This window comes from Streptosporangium sp. NPDC006930, assembly GCF_040635605.1.
In the GTDB taxonomy this organism is placed as follows: Bacteria; Actinomycetota; Actinomycetes; order Streptosporangiales; family Streptosporangiaceae; genus Streptosporangium.
On record NZ_JBEYID010000026.1, the window covers coordinates 21,952 to 39,094 of the forward strand.

Annotated in this window: 15 protein-coding genes; 3 read left to right on the forward strand and 12 right to left on the reverse strand. The window is 70.7% G+C overall.

Annotation, left to right across the window (positions count from 1 at the left end; translation table 11 throughout):
* Nucleotide 1: 1 nt before the first annotated feature.
* From ABZ664_RS33295 to ABZ664_RS33340, 10 genes are all read right to left on the reverse strand, one after another.
* The gene (locus ABZ664_RS33295; RefSeq protein ID WP_362518983.1) at nt 2-721 is read right to left on the reverse strand and encodes a glucose 1-dehydrogenase; all 720 of its coding nucleotides are present in this window, start codon (nt 719-721) and stop codon (nt 2-4) included.
* 3 nt (nt 722-724) lie between these two features.
* Complete coding sequence (locus ABZ664_RS33300; RefSeq protein WP_362518987.1) at nt 725-1,588, reverse strand: sugar phosphate isomerase/epimerase; 864 nt, start codon at nt 1,586-1,588, stop codon at nt 725-727.
* 24 nt (nt 1,589-1,612) lie between these two features.
* Complete coding sequence (locus tag ABZ664_RS33305; RefSeq protein ID WP_362518990.1) at nt 1,613-2,860, reverse strand: Xaa-Pro peptidase family protein; 1,248 nt, start codon at nt 2,858-2,860, stop codon at nt 1,613-1,615.
* Nucleotides 2,857-3,741: an NAD(P)-dependent oxidoreductase gene (locus tag ABZ664_RS33310; protein WP_362518993.1), complete on the reverse strand. Its 885-nt coding sequence runs from the start codon at nt 3,739-3,741 to the stop codon at nt 2,857-2,859. Before ABZ664_RS33310 ends, ABZ664_RS33305 begins: the two co-directional genes overlap by 4 nt.
* The gene (locus tag ABZ664_RS33315; RefSeq protein WP_362518996.1) at nt 3,738-4,802 is read right to left on the reverse strand and encodes an alcohol dehydrogenase catalytic domain-containing protein; all 1,065 of its coding nucleotides are present in this window, start codon (nt 4,800-4,802) and stop codon (nt 3,738-3,740) included. The genes ABZ664_RS33310 and ABZ664_RS33315 overlap by 4 nt, the downstream gene beginning before the upstream one ends.
* Nucleotides 4,799-5,857 (reverse strand): ABC transporter permease, encoded by a 1,059-nt coding sequence (locus ABZ664_RS33320; protein WP_362518999.1) that lies wholly within the window; start codon nt 5,855-5,857, stop codon nt 4,799-4,801. Before ABZ664_RS33320 ends, ABZ664_RS33315 begins: the two co-directional genes overlap by 4 nt.
* On the reverse strand, nt 5,854-7,401 hold the full coding sequence (locus ABZ664_RS33325) for a sugar ABC transporter ATP-binding protein (RefSeq protein ID WP_362519002.1): 1,548 nt from the start codon (nt 7,399-7,401) through the stop codon (nt 5,854-5,856). The genes ABZ664_RS33320 and ABZ664_RS33325 overlap by 4 nt, the downstream gene beginning before the upstream one ends.
* An 84-nt stretch (nt 7,402-7,485) precedes the next feature.
* Nucleotides 7,486-8,547, reverse strand: coding sequence for a sugar ABC transporter substrate-binding protein (locus tag ABZ664_RS33330; RefSeq protein ID WP_362519005.1), 1,062 nt, complete (start codon nt 8,545-8,547; stop codon nt 7,486-7,488).
* Between the two features lie 153 nt (nt 8,548-8,700).
* Entirely contained in the window at nt 8,701-9,402 is a 702-nt protein-coding gene (locus ABZ664_RS33335) for a GntR family transcriptional regulator (RefSeq protein ID WP_362519008.1), read from the reverse strand.
* Nucleotides 9,399-9,929, reverse strand: coding sequence for a VOC family protein (locus ABZ664_RS33340; RefSeq protein ID WP_362519011.1), 531 nt, complete (start codon nt 9,927-9,929; stop codon nt 9,399-9,401). The genes ABZ664_RS33335 and ABZ664_RS33340 overlap by 4 nt, the downstream gene beginning before the upstream one ends.
* 321 nt (nt 9,930-10,250) lie before the next feature.
* Here ABZ664_RS33340 and ABZ664_RS33345 point away from each other — a divergent pair, with 321 nt between their 5' ends.
* Nucleotides 10,251-12,455 (forward strand): thiamine pyrophosphate-dependent enzyme, encoded by a 2,205-nt coding sequence (locus tag ABZ664_RS33345; protein WP_362519015.1) that lies wholly within the window; start codon nt 10,251-10,253, stop codon nt 12,453-12,455.
* Nucleotides 12,456-12,518: 63 nt separating this feature from the next.
* The gene (locus ABZ664_RS33350) at nt 12,519-13,748 is read left to right on the forward strand and encodes a dihydrolipoamide acetyltransferase family protein (RefSeq protein WP_362519018.1); all 1,230 of its coding nucleotides are present in this window, start codon (nt 12,519-12,521) and stop codon (nt 13,746-13,748) included.
* 67 nt (nt 13,749-13,815) lie between these two features.
* Here ABZ664_RS33350 and ABZ664_RS33355 read toward each other — a convergent pair whose 3' ends face one another.
* A complete protein-coding gene (locus ABZ664_RS33355) occupies nt 13,816-14,820 on the reverse strand; it encodes a DMT family transporter (RefSeq protein WP_362519021.1) in 1,005 nt (334 codons plus the stop codon).
* A 73-nt stretch (nt 14,821-14,893) separates the two neighbouring features.
* On the opposite strand from ABZ664_RS33355, the gene ABZ664_RS33360 reads away from it, so the two are divergent.
* The gene (locus ABZ664_RS33360; RefSeq protein WP_362519024.1) at nt 14,894-15,844 is read left to right on the forward strand and encodes a LysR substrate-binding domain-containing protein; all 951 of its coding nucleotides are present in this window, start codon (nt 14,894-14,896) and stop codon (nt 15,842-15,844) included.
* Nucleotides 15,845-15,854: 10 nt separating this feature from the next.
* On the opposite strand, the gene ABZ664_RS33365 is transcribed toward ABZ664_RS33360, so the two are convergent.
* The gene (locus tag ABZ664_RS33365; RefSeq protein WP_362519027.1) at nt 15,855-17,096 is read right to left on the reverse strand and encodes an MFS transporter; all 1,242 of its coding nucleotides are present in this window, start codon (nt 17,094-17,096) and stop codon (nt 15,855-15,857) included.
* Between the last annotated feature and the right edge of the window lie 47 nt (nt 17,097-17,143).

Genomic DNA, 17,143 nt, shown 5'->3' on the forward strand with positions numbered 1-17,143 from the left:
CTCAGTGCACGATCAGGCCGCCGTCGACGACGAGTTGCGCCCCGGTGATGAAGGACGCCTCGTCGGAGGCGAGGAACAGGACGGCGGCGGCGACCTCGTCGGCCCGGCCGGCCCGGCCAAGCGGCGTCTGCCGTACCAGGTCGGCGGAGATCTCCGGATCCTGGGCGTCGGTCATCGGCGTGGTGATGAGTCCGGGGTGTACCGAGTTCACCCGGATGCCGTCGGCGGCGTAGGACATGGCGGCGTTCTTGGTCATCAGCGTGACGGCCCCCTTGGCCGCCTGGTACGCGGCGACCCCCGCCGAGCCGATCAGCCCCCACGCCGAGGACATGTTGACGATCGCCCCGCCCCCGGCCTGCCGCATCGCCGGGATCACCGAGCGCATGCCGTAGAAGACCCCGGTCTGGTTGACGGCCACGATGCGGTGCCAGTCGTCCAGGTCGATCTCGGTCAGCGAGTCGTAGGAGCCGACGAGCCCGGCGCAGTTGAACAGTACGTCGACGCGTCCGTGCCGGTCGGTGATCTCGGCGACGAGGGCGCCCCAGGAGTCCAGGTCGGCGACGTCCAGCCTGCGGTGGTGGGTGCGGCCCTCGTCCCTGGGCAGCGCGGCGATGTCGGCGGCGTAGACGACGGCGCCCTCGGCGGCGAACCGCTCGGCGGTGGCCGCGCCGATGCCACTGGCGGCACCGGTGACGATGGAGATCTTGTCGGTGAGTGGCATGGCTCAGGCTCCTTCAACTAGCTCGAATTGCCGGGCCGCCGTCGTGTACGCCTCCGGCAGCGCCGACTCCAGCGGGCGCACCCGGTAGGTCTCGGAGAGGATCTCCACGCCCCACGGCCCGCTCCAGCCGAGGTCCCGCAGCAGGCCGATGAACTCCGTGACCCGAAAGTCGCCCTGGCCGCAGAGCCGCCGCCGGAGCACGGTGTCGGTGTAGCCGTCGCCGACCTGCTCGGCGGCCCCGTCGTCCAGCTCGACGCCCTTGATCAGGTCGATCGGCAGGCGGGCCAGCTCCTCGAAGGTGGCGGCCCCGCGCTCGACGTGCCACAGGTCGAGCATGAGACCTCCGGCAGGGTGTCCGGCGGTGGTCACCAGCTCGACCGCCCTGGCCAGGGTGTCGATGTTGGAGAACGGCATGAACTCCAGCGCCACGGTGGTCCCGGCCTGGGCGAACGCCTCGCTCACCCGGTGGAAACCGGCCGCGGAACGTTCCAGGTCGTACGGGCCGCCGGTGATGTCCGGACCGATCTTGACGTGGTGCGGGCCGAGGGCCTCGCTCGCCTTCACCAGCAGGTCCAGAACGCGGTCGGACTCGGCCCTCGCCGCGTCGTCCAGCCACCAGTCGGTCAGGAACTCCAGCTCCAGGTGGCGGATGCCGTTGTCGTCGAGGATCCGCCGCAGCGTCGGCAGGTCCGAGGTACGGAGGAACTCCTCCAGGTCGACGTGCATCAGCCCGAAGCCGGCGAAACCCGCGCGGGCCGCCTGCTCGATCCGTACCGGCAGAGGGATGGGGCTGGCGTCTCGTCCGGGCAGCGGGACGGCGTCTCCCGCGGTGGTCCAGCAGGTGGCCAGCAGGTCGGGGTGGGGCATGGGGTTTGACTCCTAACCGGTCCGTCAGTACGGGTTGGCGACGAAGAGGTCCTGCGCCGGGAAGAGGGTGATGACCTTCGCGCCCTCGCGGGTCACCACGACCTCCTCCTCGATGCGAGCGGCGGACCTGCCGTCGCTCGCCGGGCAGTAGGTCTCCAGCGCGAAGACCATGCCCTCCTCGATCTGGACCGGGTGCTCGATCGAGTTGAGCCGCGAGATGATCGGCCGCTCGTGCAGGCCGAGCCCGAGGCCGTGCCCGAACTGGAGGCCGAAGGCGTCCATCTCGGAGGCGAAGCCGAAGTCCTGCGCCCTCGGCCAGGCGCGGGCGATCTCGTCGGTCCAGGTGCCGGGTTTGACCAGCTCGATCGCGGCGTCGATCCACTCCCTGGCCTTGGTGTAGGCGTCCCGCTGGGCCGGGGTCGAGGAGCCGACGTTGAGGGTGCGGTAGTAGCAGGTCCGGTAGCCGTTGTAGGACTGGATGATGTCGAAGAAGCAGGTGTCGCCCGGCCGGATGATGCGGTCGGTGAAGTTGTGCGGGTGCGGGTTGCAGCGCTCGCCGGACACCGCGTTGATCGCCTCGACGTCGTCGGAGCCCATCTCGTACAGGTAGGCGTTGGCCATCGCCACCAGGTCGTTCTCCCTGATGCCCGGCTTGAGCGCTTCGGCGATGCGCTGGTAGGCGCCGTCCACCATGGCCGCGGACTGGTTCAGCAGCAGGATCTCGTCGATGTTCTTGATCTGCCTGGCCTCCAGCATCACCTGCTGGCAGTCGGCCATGGTCAGGCCGGCCTGCTGCATGGCGAGCAGCAGCGGCGGCTCGGCGATGTCCACACCGACCGGCGCGTCCTGCTGCCCCGCCTCCACCAGCAGGTCCTTGATCTCCTGGACGGCGCGGGTGAACAGACCGACCTCGGGGGCGACCGCGCCGCGCAGGCCGACCATGCCGGCCCGGCAGTTCTCCGGCAGCAGCCACGGCGCGTACAGCTTGTGGTGCCTGGCGGCCGAGCCGAAGTCCCACAGGATGGGTTCGCGGCCCCGGATCAGCAGGGCGTACCTGGTCATCTTGTCCCGCGACCACTCGCCGATCACCGAACCGGTCAGGTAGCGGATGTTGTTGACGTCGAAGACGAGCATCGCGCCGAGGTCGGAGGCCTCCAGCGCGGCACGGGCGCGGGCCAGCCGGTAGTCGCGGAGCCGGGTGAAGTCCACCCGGGTCTCGAAGTCCACGCCCATGTGGCCGGGCGCGCCGATGGCGTTCGGGTCCAAGGTCATGCGGTTACTCCTTTTCCGGCCGCTTTCTCCTGCACGGCCAGCAGCGACAGGAAGTCCTCCTCGCCGTGCCCCTGCGCGAGGGCGGCGACCAGCAGCGTGCGCACCATGGCGACGAGCGGCAACGGCACCTGCCCGGCGGTCGCCTCGGCCAGGCCGAGGTCGACGTCCTTGAGCAGCAGCCGGGAGGTGAAGGTGGGGGTGAGGTCCATCGTGCGGATGGCCTCGGTCTTGTAGCGGGTGAACGCCGAACCGACCACGCTCTCGTTGAGGAACTCCATCAGCGTGCCCCGGTCGACGCCGAGTTGCTCGCAGAGCACGACGACCTCGGCCAAGCCCTGGGTGGTGATGGCGAGCAGCAGGTTGTGGCAGATCTTCAGCAGCCGGGACTCATCGCCCGCGCCCGCGTAGGTGGCGGCCCGACCGATCGCCTCCAGCACGCCCCGCGCCCGATCGTAGGCCTCCGGCGAGCCCGAGCAGACGAACGACGCGGTGCCCGCCTCGATGGCCGACGGGTTGCCGCTGACCGGCGCGGACAGGAACGGCACCCCCGCCTCGGCCGCCGCCTCCCGCACCCGGCGGGAGGATTCCACCGACACGGTGGAGGTGTCCACCAGCACCGACGGGCGGTTCTCGGCGACCAGCAGCGCGAGCGCCACGTCCTCCAGGTCCGCGGAGGCGGCCAGGCTGGTGACGGTCACCTGGGCGGTCGCCGTCTCCCCCGGCTCCGCGGCGAGCCGCGCCCCCGCCTCGCGCAGCGACTCGGCCTTGGCCGGTGTGCGGTTCCAGACGGTCACCGGGTGACCGGCGAGCAGCAGCCGGCGGACCATCGCCGATCCCATCCGTCCCGCGCCGATCCAGCCGACGGTGGTCTTCTCACTCATCCGGGTTCCTCCCCCTGGAGTTCCGACAGATCGATGACGAGCTTGGGCCGGGCCCGGCCGGCCTCTCGCATCCGGTCGAACGCCTCGCGCGCCCCGGCCACCGGGAGCACCTGCTCGATGAGCGCGGCAGGGGAAACCGCGCCGACGGCGATCAGGTGCAGTGCCCGGGGCATCAGGTCGACCCCGCCGAGCACGCCGGACAGGCGCAGGCCCTTGGTGACGAAGGCCGCCAGGTCCACCCCGTCCACCGGACGGCCGGGGATGCCGACCTGGAGCACGCGCCCGGCGATGCCGGCGATCCTGGTCAGCACCGGGCCGATCGCGGCGGACCCGGTGGCCTCGATCACCACCTGGTAGGCGTCGCTCGGCGCGTCCTGCGGCGTCCAGGCCGCCCGGGCGCCGAGCTGGAGCGCCATCTTCAGCCCCTCGGGGTCGATGCCGATGACGTCCACCGGACTGCGCATGGCGGCGGCCACCTGCACCGCGAGCAGGCCGAGGGTGCCGGTGCCGAGCACGGCGACGGACTCGCCCGGCTGGGCGGCGGCCTCCTCGAAGGCGCTGAGCACGGTCACCAGCGGCTCGGCCAGCAGCGCGTGCGCGCTCTCCACCCCGGCGGGCACCACGTGCACGTTGGCGGCGGGAATCCGCAGGTAGCGGGCCGCCGCGCCGGGCACCGCCCCGCGCACACCCAGCTCGTACCGGTTCGGGCAGAGGTTGTAGTGGCCGCCACGACAGGTCAGGCACTGGCCGCAGGACAGGAACGGCTCCCCCACCACCCGCTCGCCGACCAGATCGCCGGGGACCGAAGGCCCGACCGCGACGACCTCGCCGGCCCACTCATGGCCGAACCTGATCGGGAAGTGGGTCAGCCCGCTCGACACGTACGCGCTGCTGCCGTCGAGCAGGTGCACGTCGGTCCCGCAGATCCCGAGGTAGGCCACCTTCACCAGGACCTCGCCCACGGCCGGTTCCGGCACGGGCACCCGTTCCACGGAGAGAACCCCCGGGGAGCTGAAGACCAGGGCCGGCATGGTGCCGGCAGGCCACTGTCCGGCGCTCATGCCGGTGTCCTTCGGCCCGAGAAGCGCTGGGTGGAGGCCCAGCCGACCAGCAGCGCGGCCAGGATGATCGCCCCGTACGCGGCGTTGATCCAGAACGACGGCACGTTGGAGAGCGTGAGGATGTTCTGGATGACGCCGAGCAGGATCACGCCCAGAGCGGCGCCGATCAGGTTGCCCCGGCCGCCGTTGAGGCTGATCCCGCCGATGACGGCGGCGGCGAACACGGTGAAGATGAGGCCGTTGCCCTGGTTGGCGGTCACCGAGGCGATCCTGCCGGTCAGCATCAGCCCGGCCAGTGCGGCCAGCAGGCTGCCCGCCACGACCACGCTGATAGTGAGCCGGGTGGTCTTGATCCCGGCGGCCCGCGCCGCCTCCAGGTTGCCGCCCATCGCGTAGATGCTCCGGCCGGTCGGGGTGAACTTCATGAACACGTACGCGCCGGCGAAGGCGAGCACGAAGATCCACGCCTGCACGGGCAGGCCCAGGATGACGCCGTCGCCCAGGTAGATCATGGCATCGGGCAGCCTCGCGTAGGTCTGCCCTCCGGACAGGCCGATGGTCAGCCCCTGCAGCAGGATCAGCATGGCCAAAGTCACGATGAACGCGTTGAGCCTCAGCTTGGCGATCATCAGCCCGTTGGCCAGGCCGATCAGCAGCACCGCCGGGATCGTGATCAGCAGCCCCATCCAGAAGGGCAGCCCGAACCCGCTGTCGGCCACGCCGGAGACCAGCACGGCCAGCAGCATCGGCGCGAAGCCCACGGTGGACTCAAGGGACAGGTCGAAGTAGCCGCCGATCAGGATGAGGCTCTCCGCTATCACCAGCACGCCGAGCACGGCGGAGGTGGTGATGATGTTGTCGATGATGTTGGTAGGGGTGAGGAAGGCGGGGCTCACCACGGTGCCCACGATCACCGCCAGGATGATGATGGGCAGCAGGGTGAGCACGACGGGGTCGACGGACCTGCGCGCCCGCCGGCCGCCCGGCGGCGACGACGGCGACGGCGCGGCGGACACCGACTCCGGCGCCGGTTTCTTCGGGGATAGTGCACTCACTGTGAATCTTCCTCTCCAGACGGCCGCCGGTCCGGGTCGGCGTCGCCGTCACCCTGCACGGCCGCGGCGATCATGCCTTCGGTGAAGGGGTGCCGCAGTTCCGTCGACACCTCCCCGTGGACCATGACGACGACGCGGTCGCAGATCTCCAGGTCCGCGTCGTCGGAGCTCACGATCAGCACGGCCCGTCCGTCCGCGCGGAGCTCCTCGATGGTGTCGTAGATCGATTTTTTCGCGGACACGTCCACCCCTGCGGTGGGGTTGACCAGGACCAGCACCTTGGGGTCCGCGGCCACCGAGCGGGCCAGCACCACCTTCTGCTGGTTGCCGCCGCTGAGTTCCTCGGTGGGCTGGGCGGCGCCGTACGCCTTGATGTGCCACTTGCCCGCCAGCCGCGAGTAGAACTCGTCCCGCTTCCTGCCGTTGATCATGCGGAACCCGTTGGCGAATCGCGACATGATGTTCAGGGTCGCGTTCTCAGCCACGCTCAGCCCGGGTACGTAGCCGCTGAGGTGCCGATCCTCCGGGGTGAAGCCGATGCCGGCCCGGATGCAGCCGCTGATGTCGCCGAGCGGCAGCGGCCTGCCGTCCAGGGTGACGGCGCCCGACTCGGCCGGGCGCTGGCCGGTGAGAACCTCGGCCAGCTGCATGTGCCCGGCTCCGTCCAGGCCGGTCAGGCCGACGCATTCGCCAGGCCGCAGGGTCAGGTCCACGTCGTTCACCTTGGGGGCGGTGACTCCGGAGGCGACCAGAACGGGCGGCAGGGTCGGCTCGGGCCTGACCGCGTGCGGTCCGCCGTCCGCGCCGGCCGCCTCGCCGACCATCGCGTCCACCAGGTCGGGCACGGTCATCCGGGAGAGCCGTTCGGTCAGCACCGTCCGGCCGTCGCGCAGCACGGTGACCGAGTCGCACACCTCGAAGACCTCGTGCAGGTGGTGGGAGACGTAGATGATCGTCACACCCCGGGCGCGGGCCTTCTCGATGTGGCGGAACAGGCGCTGGGAGGCACCCCGGTCCAGACCGGCGGTGGGCTCGTCCAAAAGCAGTACCCGCGGGCCCTGGGAGAGCACCCGGCAGATCTCGACGACCTTCCGCTCCAGCGGCTCCAGCTGCTCGACCGGAACGTCGGCCAGGTCCGCGTACTCCCATTCGGCGAGCATTTCCGTGGCCTGCCGATGCACCTCGGGCCAGCGGATGAACCCCGCCCGGGATCGGGGGAACCTGGCCAGGGCGATGTTCTCCGCGGCGGTGGCGGCGGGGACCAGCGTGCTGCGCTGGTAGACGCAGCCGACGCTGGCGGCGCCCTCGCCGTCGCCGTCGGCGAGCACCTGGACCGAGCCGCTGTCGGGCTGGGTGAGGCCGGTGAGGATCGACATCAGAGTGGACTTGCCCGCCCCGTTCTTGCCGATCAGCGCCCGCGACTCACCCCGGTTGACGGTGAGGGACACCTCTGACAGCGCCCTGGTCGACCCGAACGCCTTGGACACCTGGTCCACCACGATGGCCTGCTCCGCGCCGGCCTGTTCTGAAGGGGCCTGTGGCATTGCTCCGCGCCCTCCTTCCTTGAGTTCTGGATCACCTTCGGTGGCGCGCCCGCGGCGTGCCACCGAAGGTCACCGGGAGGGGGGTCAGCCGTTGCCCCACAGGCTGGGGTCGTCCACGTTCTCCTTGGTCACCGTGGGCGAGGGAAGAAGGTCCTGCAGGGACTCCCCGACCTCGACGATGGTGCTGTCGTGGTCGGTGGGGCCGGCCTGGTAGGTCTTGCCCTCGATCGCATCCTTGATGTACTGGATGCCGTACTTGGCGTACAGGTCCAGCGGCTGTGACACGACGGCGTCGAGAGTGCCTTCCCGCACCGCCTCCAGCGCCGCCTTGGAGCCGTCGATGCCGACGGTGACGATGTGGTCGGCGTCGCCGACCTTGGTGAGCTTGCCCTGCTGGCGCAGCGCCTGCTGGACGCCGGCCAGGCAGACCGACTCGCTGCCCATGAACAGGCCGGTCAGCTTCTCGGTGCTGAGCACCGTCTGCGCCTGGGTGGCGCACTCGTCCGGCTTCCAGTTCATCGGCTTGGAGATGACCTTGACGTTGGGGAACTTCTCGGCCATGCAGGTGGTGAAGCCCTTGCTGCGGTCCTGGCCGTTCTGGGTGGCCAGGTCGCCCTGGAGGTCGAGGACGGTGCCCTCGCCGTTGATCTGCTTGCCCATGTACTCGCAGGCGGCCGTGCCCATGAAGACGTTGTCCGCGCGGACCACCATGTAGATCTTGCCTGAGTCGGCACCCAGGTCGACGGTGACCACGGGGACGTTCTGCTTGTTGGCCCGGTCGATGGCGGGGGCGACCGCCTTGCTGTCCACCGGGACCACGATGAGGCCCTTGACACCCCGGCCGAGCAGGGTGGTGATGTCGGCGTTCTGCTTGGCCGCGTCGCCGTCGGCGTTGACCGCGGGCAGCAGGTTGACGCCGGCCGCGGTGGCCTGCTCGCCGAGCTGCTTGACCAGCTGGACCTGGAAGGCGTCGGTGAGGAAGGACTCGGAGAAGCCGATCTCGCCGCTGTCGGCGGCGGTCGGTTCGCCGGAGGCCGCGCTGTCGCCGGTGGCCGTGGTGTCGCCGGAGGAACAGGCGGTGAGGGTGAGGGCTGCCGCTGCGAACAGGGTCAGTACACGCCTGCCCGTGGTGATGTGGTATGACATGAGACCTGCTTTGCTTGGGTGGTGATGTCGTTCTTCGTGTACTGACCGTTCGTTGAGGGACGGTCATGTGGAGGGCGCGTCCGGGAGTTCTGGTCCCGGAGTCACCTTTCGCCGCAGCGTGCCGGACGCGGGTGGAGCCGCGTCCGGTGTGGTTCAGCGGCCCGTGGAGTTGCGTTCGATGACCGGTAGGAGTGCGATCCGGGTCCTGCGGATGTGCCCTGCCAGCAGACGCTCCGCGTCCGTGGTGTCGGCGCGCCGGATCGCGTCGATGAGCAGTCGGTGTTCGGCGTTGATCACCCATTCCCGTTCGTGGCCCGCGCGTTCGACGTACGCGCGCCGGTATGGCTGGGTTATGTTCCACAGCCTTTCGATCATGTCCCGGAGCTCCTTGTAGGGGTTCCCCGAGTAGGACAGCAGGTGCAGTTCACGGTCGAGGTGGAGAAACCTGTCCAGGCTGGTGTTGGCCTCGATCTCGTCCTGGATCCGCTCCAGGCGCCGGATCGTCTCGGCCGGCAGGTGCGGGATGCTCTCGGTGAGCGCGAGTGGTTCCAGCCGTTCGCGGATCTTGTAGGTGACGTCGCACTCCGCCGCGTTCATCTCCGAGACCCAGGCGCCGCTGTTGGCCTTGAGGGTGACCAGGCCCTGGGAGTGCAGGATGCGCAGCGCCTCTCTCACCGGCAGGCGGCTGGCGCCGAAGTCCTTGGCGACCTCCTCCTGACGGATCCTGGCGCCCGGCTTGAGCGCCCCGGACAGGATCTGCTCGCGCAGGTGTTCGGCGATCTGGTGGCTCATCACGCTGGTGGCGGCGCCCGTCCTGTCGTCCGCGGGTTCCAGGCCCGAGGTGAGGCCGGTCATCCGCTCACCGCCTGGCTCTGTTCCTCCCGCAGGTACCACGCCCGGCCGTGCGGGTAGGAGACCAGCTCGAACTGGGCACCCCAGGGGGCGAGGAAGTAGATCCAGCGTTGTCCGGCGTGCGGGCCGTCGCTGGCGGTGGGGCCGCCGAGCACGGTCACACCGCGGGAGCGCAGGTAGTCCGCCGCGGCGTCGATGTCCTCCACGTACAGGGCGAGGTGGTGGCCGCCGACATCGCTGTTACGCGGCGGGGTCTGCGCCTGGTCGGGGGCCTCGTACTCGAAGACCTCGAAGACCGGCTGGTTGCCGCAGCGGAAGAACCGCAGCTTGTCCACCCGGGCCCGAGGATGCACGTTGAGATGGGTGGTCATCCAGTCCCCGTCGTCGGATTTGGCGCCGAGCGGGTAGAGGTACTCGCACCCGAGCACGTCCACCAGGAACTCGGTGGCCTGGTCGATGTCGGGAACGGTCAGACCGACATGGTCCAGGCCGACGAGCCCCGGCAACCCAGGGGCATCCCCTTCAGCCACGTATCCCACCTCCGAATCCGTTGACGATCTGTTTCTTGGAAGTTTCCACTGCCGCACCTTCATCGAGTATGGATCCAATACGGCCTGGTGGATCGGTAGCTTGGTCGCCCAAAGTATGGAAAGTCAATGTTGAGAGCACATTCTTCCGTTACGAAGGCATAACGGTAGTGTGAGATCGGATCCAATCTGTGCGATGGTCGGTAACAACCGCGGATCGCGGAGGGGGTGCGGCCGACCGGTCCCGGTCGCCCGGCAGAGCGCCGGCGCCCCCGCGCCGGAACCTGCCCGGCCTCTGGCTTGTCCACCTGGAAGAGAACACACATGACCAAACACCAGGACCTCGCCGCGCCCACCCCCTGGCTGGAACTGACCACCACGGAGGCGGACTGGGACGAGGCCGACCCCGACCTGCTGCGCGCGATGTTCGGGCAACTCGTGCTGATCCGCGCCTTCGAGGAGTACGTCCTCGAACTCGCCGGGTCCGGACTGGTCCACGGGCCCGCCCACTCCAGCGTCGGCCAGGAGGCCGGGGCGGTCGGATCGATCCTCTCCCTCACCTCGGCCGACACCATCACCGGATCCCACCGGGGCCACCACCAGTTCCTGTCCAAGGCGTTGGGACATGTGCTGCCCGGCGGCTGGGACCCGCGCGGCGACCTGCCCGCCCCGGTCACCGACCTGCTCACCCGGACGCTGGCCGAGATCTGCGGGTTGGCCCGCGGTTTCTGCCGGGGCCGGGGTGGATCCATGCACCTGCAGTGGCCGGAAGCCGGAGCGATGGGCACCAACGCCATCGTCGGCGGCGGCGTCCCGCAGGCGGCCGGCTTCGCGTGGGCACACCGGCGGGCCGGCACCGACGCGGTCTCGGTCGCCTACTTCGGTGACGGCGCCGCCAACATCGGCTCGGTGCTGGAGAGCTTCAACCTCGCCGCCGCCTGGTCCCTGCCGATCTGCTTCTTCATCGAGAACAACCAGTACGCGGTGTCCACCCATGTCCGCGAGGTCACCGCGGAGCCTCGGCTCTCGGTGCGCGGTCTCGGCTTCGCCATCCCCAGCTGGCGGGTGGACGGCATGGATCCACTCGCCGTCCACCTGGCGATGGGCGAGGCACTGGCCCACCTGCGGGCGGGCAACGGGCCGGTCATCATCGAGGCCGACCTGTACCGGTACTACCACCAGAACGGCCCCTTCCCCGGCAGCGCGTTCGGCTACCGCTCCAAGGAGGAGGAGCGGCAGTGGCGGCAGCGCGACCCCATCACGCTGATGACCGGCCACCTGCTCCGGCGCGGCGCGCTCACCGACCAGGAGGCGAGCGGGGCCGTCGAGCAGGCCGCCGCCATGATGCGGGCGATCGGCGACCAGCTGCTCGAACCCCTCCCCGGCGGCAAGCCCGGCCAGCGCCGCATCCGCCCGTCGGAGTGGCCCGAGCCCGGTTTTCGTGACGTCGGCGTACGCGGCGACCTGTCGGAGTTCGGCTCCGACGTGCGCTACGAGGAGGCGGCCACATTCTCAGGCCGACTCGCCGAGCGCGAGTTCATCGACGTGGTCGCCGAGGTGATGGCCCGCCGGATGGAGACCGACCCCGCCGTCGTCGTCATGGGTGAGGACGTGCACCGCCTCAAGGGCGGCACCAACGGGGCCACCAAGGGACTGGCCGACGCCTTCCCCGACCGGGTTCTCGGCACCCCGATCAGTGAGAACGCGTTCGCCGGACTGGCCGGCGGACTGGCCATGGACGGCCGCTACCGCCCCGTCGTGGAGTTCATGTACGCCGACTTCCTCTGGGTGGCGGCCGACCAGCTGTTCAACCAGATCGGCAAGGCCAGGCACATGTTCGGCGGTGACCACCCGGTACCGCTGGTGCTGCGCAGCAAGGTGGGCACCGGCACCGGCTACGGCTCGCAGCACTCGATGGACCCGGCCGGAATCTTCGCCACCGCGCCGGGGTGGCGGATCGTCGCGCCCAGCACACCCTTCGACTACGTGGGCCTGATGAACACCGCGCTCCGCTGCGACGACCCCGTGGTGGTCATCGAGCACGTCGACCTGTACACCAGCACCGGCACCGGGCCGGTGGACGACCTCGACTACCACATCCCGGTCGGCCGCGCCGCGGTGCGCCGAACGGGCCGGGACGTGACCGTGCTCTCCTACCTGTCGATGGTCGCCCACTGCCTGGAGGCGGCCGAGCAGGTCGGTGAGATCGACCCCGAGATCATCGACCTGCGCTGGCTGGACCGGGCCAGCATCGACTGGGACACCATCGGCGCCAGCGTGATGAAGACCGGCACCGTGCTCATCGTGGAGCAGGGGGCGGTCGGCACCTCCTACGGGAGCTGGCTCGCCGACGAGATCCAGCGCCGCTACTTCGACTGGCTCGACCACCCGGTACAGCGGGTGACCGGCGGCGAGGCGTCGCCGAGCATCAGCAAGGTCCTCGAACGGGCGGCCATCGCCCGCACCGAGGAGGTCGCCGCCGCCTTCCGCCGCATGACCACCGACGGCACGCTCGCGCCCCGGCACTGAGCCCACCTTCCGATCTCCCGCACCACGAACCAGGGACCAGGACCAATGGCCACTCTTCTTCGCATGCCAGAACCGGCGGCCGGTGCCACCAGCGCCGTCGTGTCGGAATGGCCGATCGCCGAGAACTCCCCCTACTCCGTCAGCACCGCCATCGTCGTCATCGAGACGGCGAAGGCGTCCATCGAGATCGAGGCGGAGAGCGACGGCGTCCTGCTCAAGCGACTCGTCCCCGCCGGGACCGAGGTCGACGTCGGCACGCCCATCGCCCTGCTCGGCGCGCCCGGGGAACCGCCGGAGAACATCGAGGACCTCCTCGCCGGACTCGGCGTCACCGTGTCCACCCCCGTGTCCACCCCCGAACCTGACACCTCTCCGGCGCAGCCCGCCGCCGTGAACGGGCAACCCGTACCGGAGGAACCGGCCACGTCGCAGCGGGTCTACGCCAGCCCGCTCGCCCGGCGGCTGGCCCGCCAGGGCGGCCTGGCGATCGACCGGATCCCCGGAACCGGACCGGCCGGCCGGATCCTGCGGCGAGACGTCGAGGAGGCACTGGCCCGCGCGAGCGAGCCCACTCCCACTCCCACGCCCGCGCCTGTCGCGGCCCCGGCGTCCGAGGGCCACGAGGACATCCCGCACAGCAGGATCCGCCGCGCCATCGCCACCCGCCTGGTGGAGAGCAAGCAGACCACGCCGCACTTCTACGTCAGGGGAACGGCCCGCGCCGAACGGTTGCTGGCCGTCCGAGCGCAGCTCAACCAGCCGGGATCGCCCAAGATCTCGGTCAACGACCTGGTGGTCAAGGCGGTCGCCCGTGCCCACAGGCTCGTCCCCGAGATGAACGTGATCTGGACCCCGGAGGCCGTCCGCCGTTTCACCCAGGTGGACGTGGCGGTCGCCGTGGCCACCGACACCGGCCTGGTGACCCCGGTGCTCCGCGCGGTCGACACCATGCCGATCAGCCTGGTCGCGGAGACCACCCGCCACCACGCCGACAGCGCCCGTACCGGCCGCCTGCGCCAGGGTGACCTGGAAGGCGGCTCCGTCGCCGTCACCAACCTGGGCATGTACGGCACCGAGGAGTTCACCGCGATCATCAACCCGCCGCACTCCTCGATCCTGTCGGTCGGCGCCGTCCGCACCGAGCCCGTCGTCGAGGACGGCGCGGTCGTCCCCGGCGCCACGATCCGCTTCGTGCTCTCGATCGACCATCGCCCGATCGACGGCACGGTCGCGGCCCGTTGGATGGGCGAATTCCTGTCCTTGATCGAGAATCCGGTGCGCATCCTCGCCTGAGGCGCTCCCTGACCCGGCCGCCGACGACAGGTGAGGATTCAGCGCCACAGAACCATGAGGTCACCCTTCACGGTGCCAGGCCGGCCGGCTCGGCGCGATCGTCTCGTACCGAATCCGGGACCTGGCGGTTCTCGTGGTCGGGCCGGTCGGACGCCGGGCGCGGGCTCCGGTCCTGGCGTCGGACTTGGAGGACGACGACGCAGGACAGCACAAGCGCGCCGCCCGCGAGCTGCACCGGGGTCAGGGACTCGCCGAGGACGAGCGCGGCCAGTGCGGCGGTGACCACGGGCTCGAAGGTGGACAGGATGGCGGCGGCCGACGGGCCGGTGCGCTTGAGCCCGGCGAAGAAGGTCAGCATCGCCACGACGGTGGAGACCACGGCGATAGCGGCGAGCCAGAACCATCCCGACACCCCGAAGCCGAGGTCGACGCCGCCGGTGAGCAGGGCACGGGCGCCGAGGGTGCCGGCCGCGCCGGTCATCACCAGCGCGGACAGCACCACGGGCGCCAGCCGGTGCACAACGGTGTCGGCGACCAGGATGTAGGCGGTGTAAGTGATCGCGGAGGTGAAGGCGAGCAGCGCCCCGAGCGGGTGGAAGCTCATGTCACCGGCGCCGAGCAGGACCAGCAGTGTTCCGCCCGAGGCGGCCGCCAGCGCGGCTCCGCGCGCGGGGGTGAGCCGGTCACGGCCGAGCAGCACCGCCGTCACGGTGACCATGACCGGGTAGGTGTAGAGGATCAGGGCCAGCAGTGAGGCGTCCATCAGCCGCAGCGCGGAGAAGAACAGGCTCGCCTGCGTGGCGTACCCGATGGCGCCCAGGCCGACGGCGATGGCGAGCACCCGGCCGCGCGTCATCGCCGACCGGCCGGTCGCCTCCTTTCGGGGAGAACCGGAGGCGGCGCGGCGCAGCCCCGGCCGCACCAGCAAGACGATCCCGAGCAGGACGGCTGCCAAGGTGAAGCGCACCAGCAGCAGCGCCTCGGGCGAGACGCCGGCGTCGTAGGCGAGTTTGCCGAAAATCGCCATCGCGCCGAAGCAGGCCGCGGACAAAAGACATAGTGCTGCACCCATGCGTACAAGGATCAGGGTCCTGACTCATTGGGTCTAGCGATGATTTCTGGCGGCAAATCGTTAGGATTCTCGCATGATCGAGCTGGATCTTCGGCGGTTGCGCTTCCTACGGGAGTTCGAGGAACGCGGCACCCTGGCCGCGGTCGCGGCGGCTCTGGGCTACAGCCCGTCCACGGTCTCCCAGCAGCTCGCCCTGCTGGAGAAGGAGGTCGGTGCCCGGCTGCTCGACAAAGCCGGGCGGGGTGTGCGGCTCACCGACGCCGGACACCTGCTCGTCCAGCACGCACGGGTGCTGCTGTCGGCCGCCGAGGCGGCGGAAGCCGACCTGGCCGGCCTCGGCGGCGATATCCGGGGCACCGTCCGCGCCGGCGGCCTGCAGTCGGCCGCCCGCCGCCTCCTCATCCCGGCACTCGCCCGCATGAAGGCCGACCACCCGCAGGTCCGTGTGGAGATCTTCGAGCTGGAACTCGAACAGTCCCTGCCAGGCCTCCGCCTCGGCACGGTCGACCTCGTCATCGGCGACGAGTACGACAGCCACCCCCGCCCGCGCCCGGCCGGCCTGCGCTTCACACTCCTGCTCGAAGAGCCCTTGAAAATCGTGCTCCCAGCCGCGCATCCACTCGCCCGGCCCGGCGGCCCCGTCCCGGTCGCCGACCTGCGATCCGACATCTGGACCGCCTCGGCCGAAGGCACCGGCCATCACGCCATGGTCATCGGGACCTGCCGCGCCCTCGGCGGCTACGAGCCGGACCTGCGGCACCGCTCCAGCGACGCCGACGTCCAACTCGAACTCGTCCGCGCCGCGGCCGCCGTCGCCCTGATGCCGACTCTGACCCTGCCCGGCGACGACCCCGCGCTCGCGATCAGGGACATCGCCGAAACCACCCTCAAACGCCGCCTGGTCGCCGCCACCCGAGACACACCCCCCGCTCCCGCACTCACCGCCCTCCTGACAGCCGTGACGGCCCAGGTGCACAGGCTCGACCTGTGGAAGCCTTCCAGATCAACCGCTCGGCGTTCCTGACGATCGACCTTCAGCCCGCGGCGCCTTGCTCCCCTGCTCCGGCTACCTGCCGTCGACGCCCCGCGGCGCGGCCGCCGGCCAGCAGCAGTGCGGCGACGGCGGCGACGAGCCCGACGGCGATGACCGGCGCGAGCGCCGCGAAGCCGAACGCGGCCGCGACCTCGCCGAACATCGGCGGGCCGAGCAGCGAGCCGAGGCTGCCCGCCTGGGCGACCAGGCCACTGCCGACGTCGGCGTGGTCGAGCCGCTCCAGGATCAGCGGCAGGGCGGCGAAGACGAGGGCGGCGAGGAACCCGTTGGCGAGCGAGAGCGCCCCGGCGCCCGCGAGCACGCCGGCGAGCGGACCGCCGCCGTACACGAGCCAGGCGGCGGGCACGGCGAGCAGGCCGAACAGCGCAAGAACACCGACCCGGGTGCCGCGGCGCAGCAGCATGCCGACGAGCAGCCCGCCGACCGCGCTGAGCAGCGAGATCACCGAGGTGCTCGCGCCGGCGGCGGCGGCCGAGTTCTCGTGCTGCTCGATGAGGAGCGTGGGAAGCAGCACGATCACCGGGATGGTCACCAGCGCGGTCAGGCAGAACGAGATGGCCAGCACGCCCGGCCATCGCAGCGCGCGCAGCCGGGGGACGGGCCCGGCGGCGGCTCGCGGACCCGCCCCCGTGCGGGGCAGCCGCAGTCGCAGGGCCACCGCCATGAGAAGGGTGAGAGCGGCGAGCAGGCCGATCCAGCCGCGCCAGCCGAAGGCGTCGCCGGCCGCGCCACCGACGAGCGTGCTGGCGAACAGGCCCACGGACACGAACGTGGCCCAGACCGACAGGGCGGCGCTGCGGTCGCGTTCGTCGGCCAGGCGCAGGATGAGCACCGGCCCGGCGATGGTGACCATCAGGTAGCCGAAGCCCTCGGCGACGCGGGCGACGAGCAGCCAGGCGAAGTCGCCGGCCAGGACGCTCGCCGCGCCCGCCACGGCGATCAGGGCAAGGCCGTACACCAGCGCCCCCTGCGCGCCGACGCGGCGCATCAGGTAGCCGCCGGGCAGGCCGAAGACGGCGCCGACACCGACGACCGCCGAGATGACCCAGCCCAACTGGGACAACGACAGCGACAGCTGGTCGGTCACCGCCGGCCCGACGGGGGCGAACTTGCCCAGGCTCATGGCGGCGACGACGCCGCCGAGGTAGACGACGCCGATGGTCGCCCACTTCGAGCGCCGCCCGGGCTGCACGGGCGCGTCCGGGGCCGGCTCAGACTTCACACTCTCTCCTTCACACGAGGTCGCGGCGGCTCAATGGTCGTCGTGCC

Excerpts from the sequence above, each read along its gene's own strand:
- ABZ664_RS33310 (WP_362518993.1), bottom strand. The coding sequence starts at position 3,741 with ATGAGTGAGAAGACCACCGTCGGCTGGATCGGCGCGGGACGGATGGGA.
- ABZ664_RS33330 (WP_362519005.1), bottom strand. The coding sequence starts at position 8,547 with ATGTCATACCACATCACCACGGGCAGGCGTGTACTGACCCTGTTCGCA.
- ABZ664_RS33305 (WP_362518990.1), bottom strand. The coding sequence starts at position 2,860 with ATGACCTTGGACCCGAACGCCATCGGCGCGCCCGGCCACATGGGCGTG.
- ABZ664_RS33315 (WP_362518996.1), bottom strand. The coding sequence starts at position 4,802 with ATGAGCGCCGGACAGTGGCCTGCCGGCACCATGCCGGCCCTGGTCTTC.
- ABZ664_RS33325 (WP_362519002.1), bottom strand. The coding sequence starts at position 7,401 with ATGCCACAGGCCCCTTCAGAACAGGCCGGCGCGGAGCAGGCCATCGTG.
- ABZ664_RS33345 (WP_362519015.1), top strand. The coding sequence starts at position 10,251 with ATGACCAAACACCAGGACCTCGCCGCGCCCACCCCCTGGCTGGAACTG.
- ABZ664_RS33355 (WP_362519021.1), bottom strand. The coding sequence starts at position 14,820 with ATGGGTGCAGCACTATGTCTTTTGTCCGCGGCCTGCTTCGGCGCGATG.
- ABZ664_RS33335 (WP_362519008.1), bottom strand. The coding sequence starts at position 9,402 with ATGACCGGCCTCACCTCGGGCCTGGAACCCGCGGACGACAGGACGGGC.
- ABZ664_RS33300 (WP_362518987.1), bottom strand. The coding sequence starts at position 1,588 with ATGCCCCACCCCGACCTGCTGGCCACCTGCTGGACCACCGCGGGAGAC.
- ABZ664_RS33360 (WP_362519024.1), top strand. The coding sequence starts at position 14,894 with ATGATCGAGCTGGATCTTCGGCGGTTGCGCTTCCTACGGGAGTTCGAG.
- ABZ664_RS33295 (WP_362518983.1), bottom strand. The coding sequence starts at position 721 with ATGCCACTCACCGACAAGATCTCCATCGTCACCGGTGCCGCCAGTGGC.
- ABZ664_RS33350 (WP_362519018.1), top strand. The coding sequence starts at position 12,519 with ATGCCAGAACCGGCGGCCGGTGCCACCAGCGCCGTCGTGTCGGAATGG.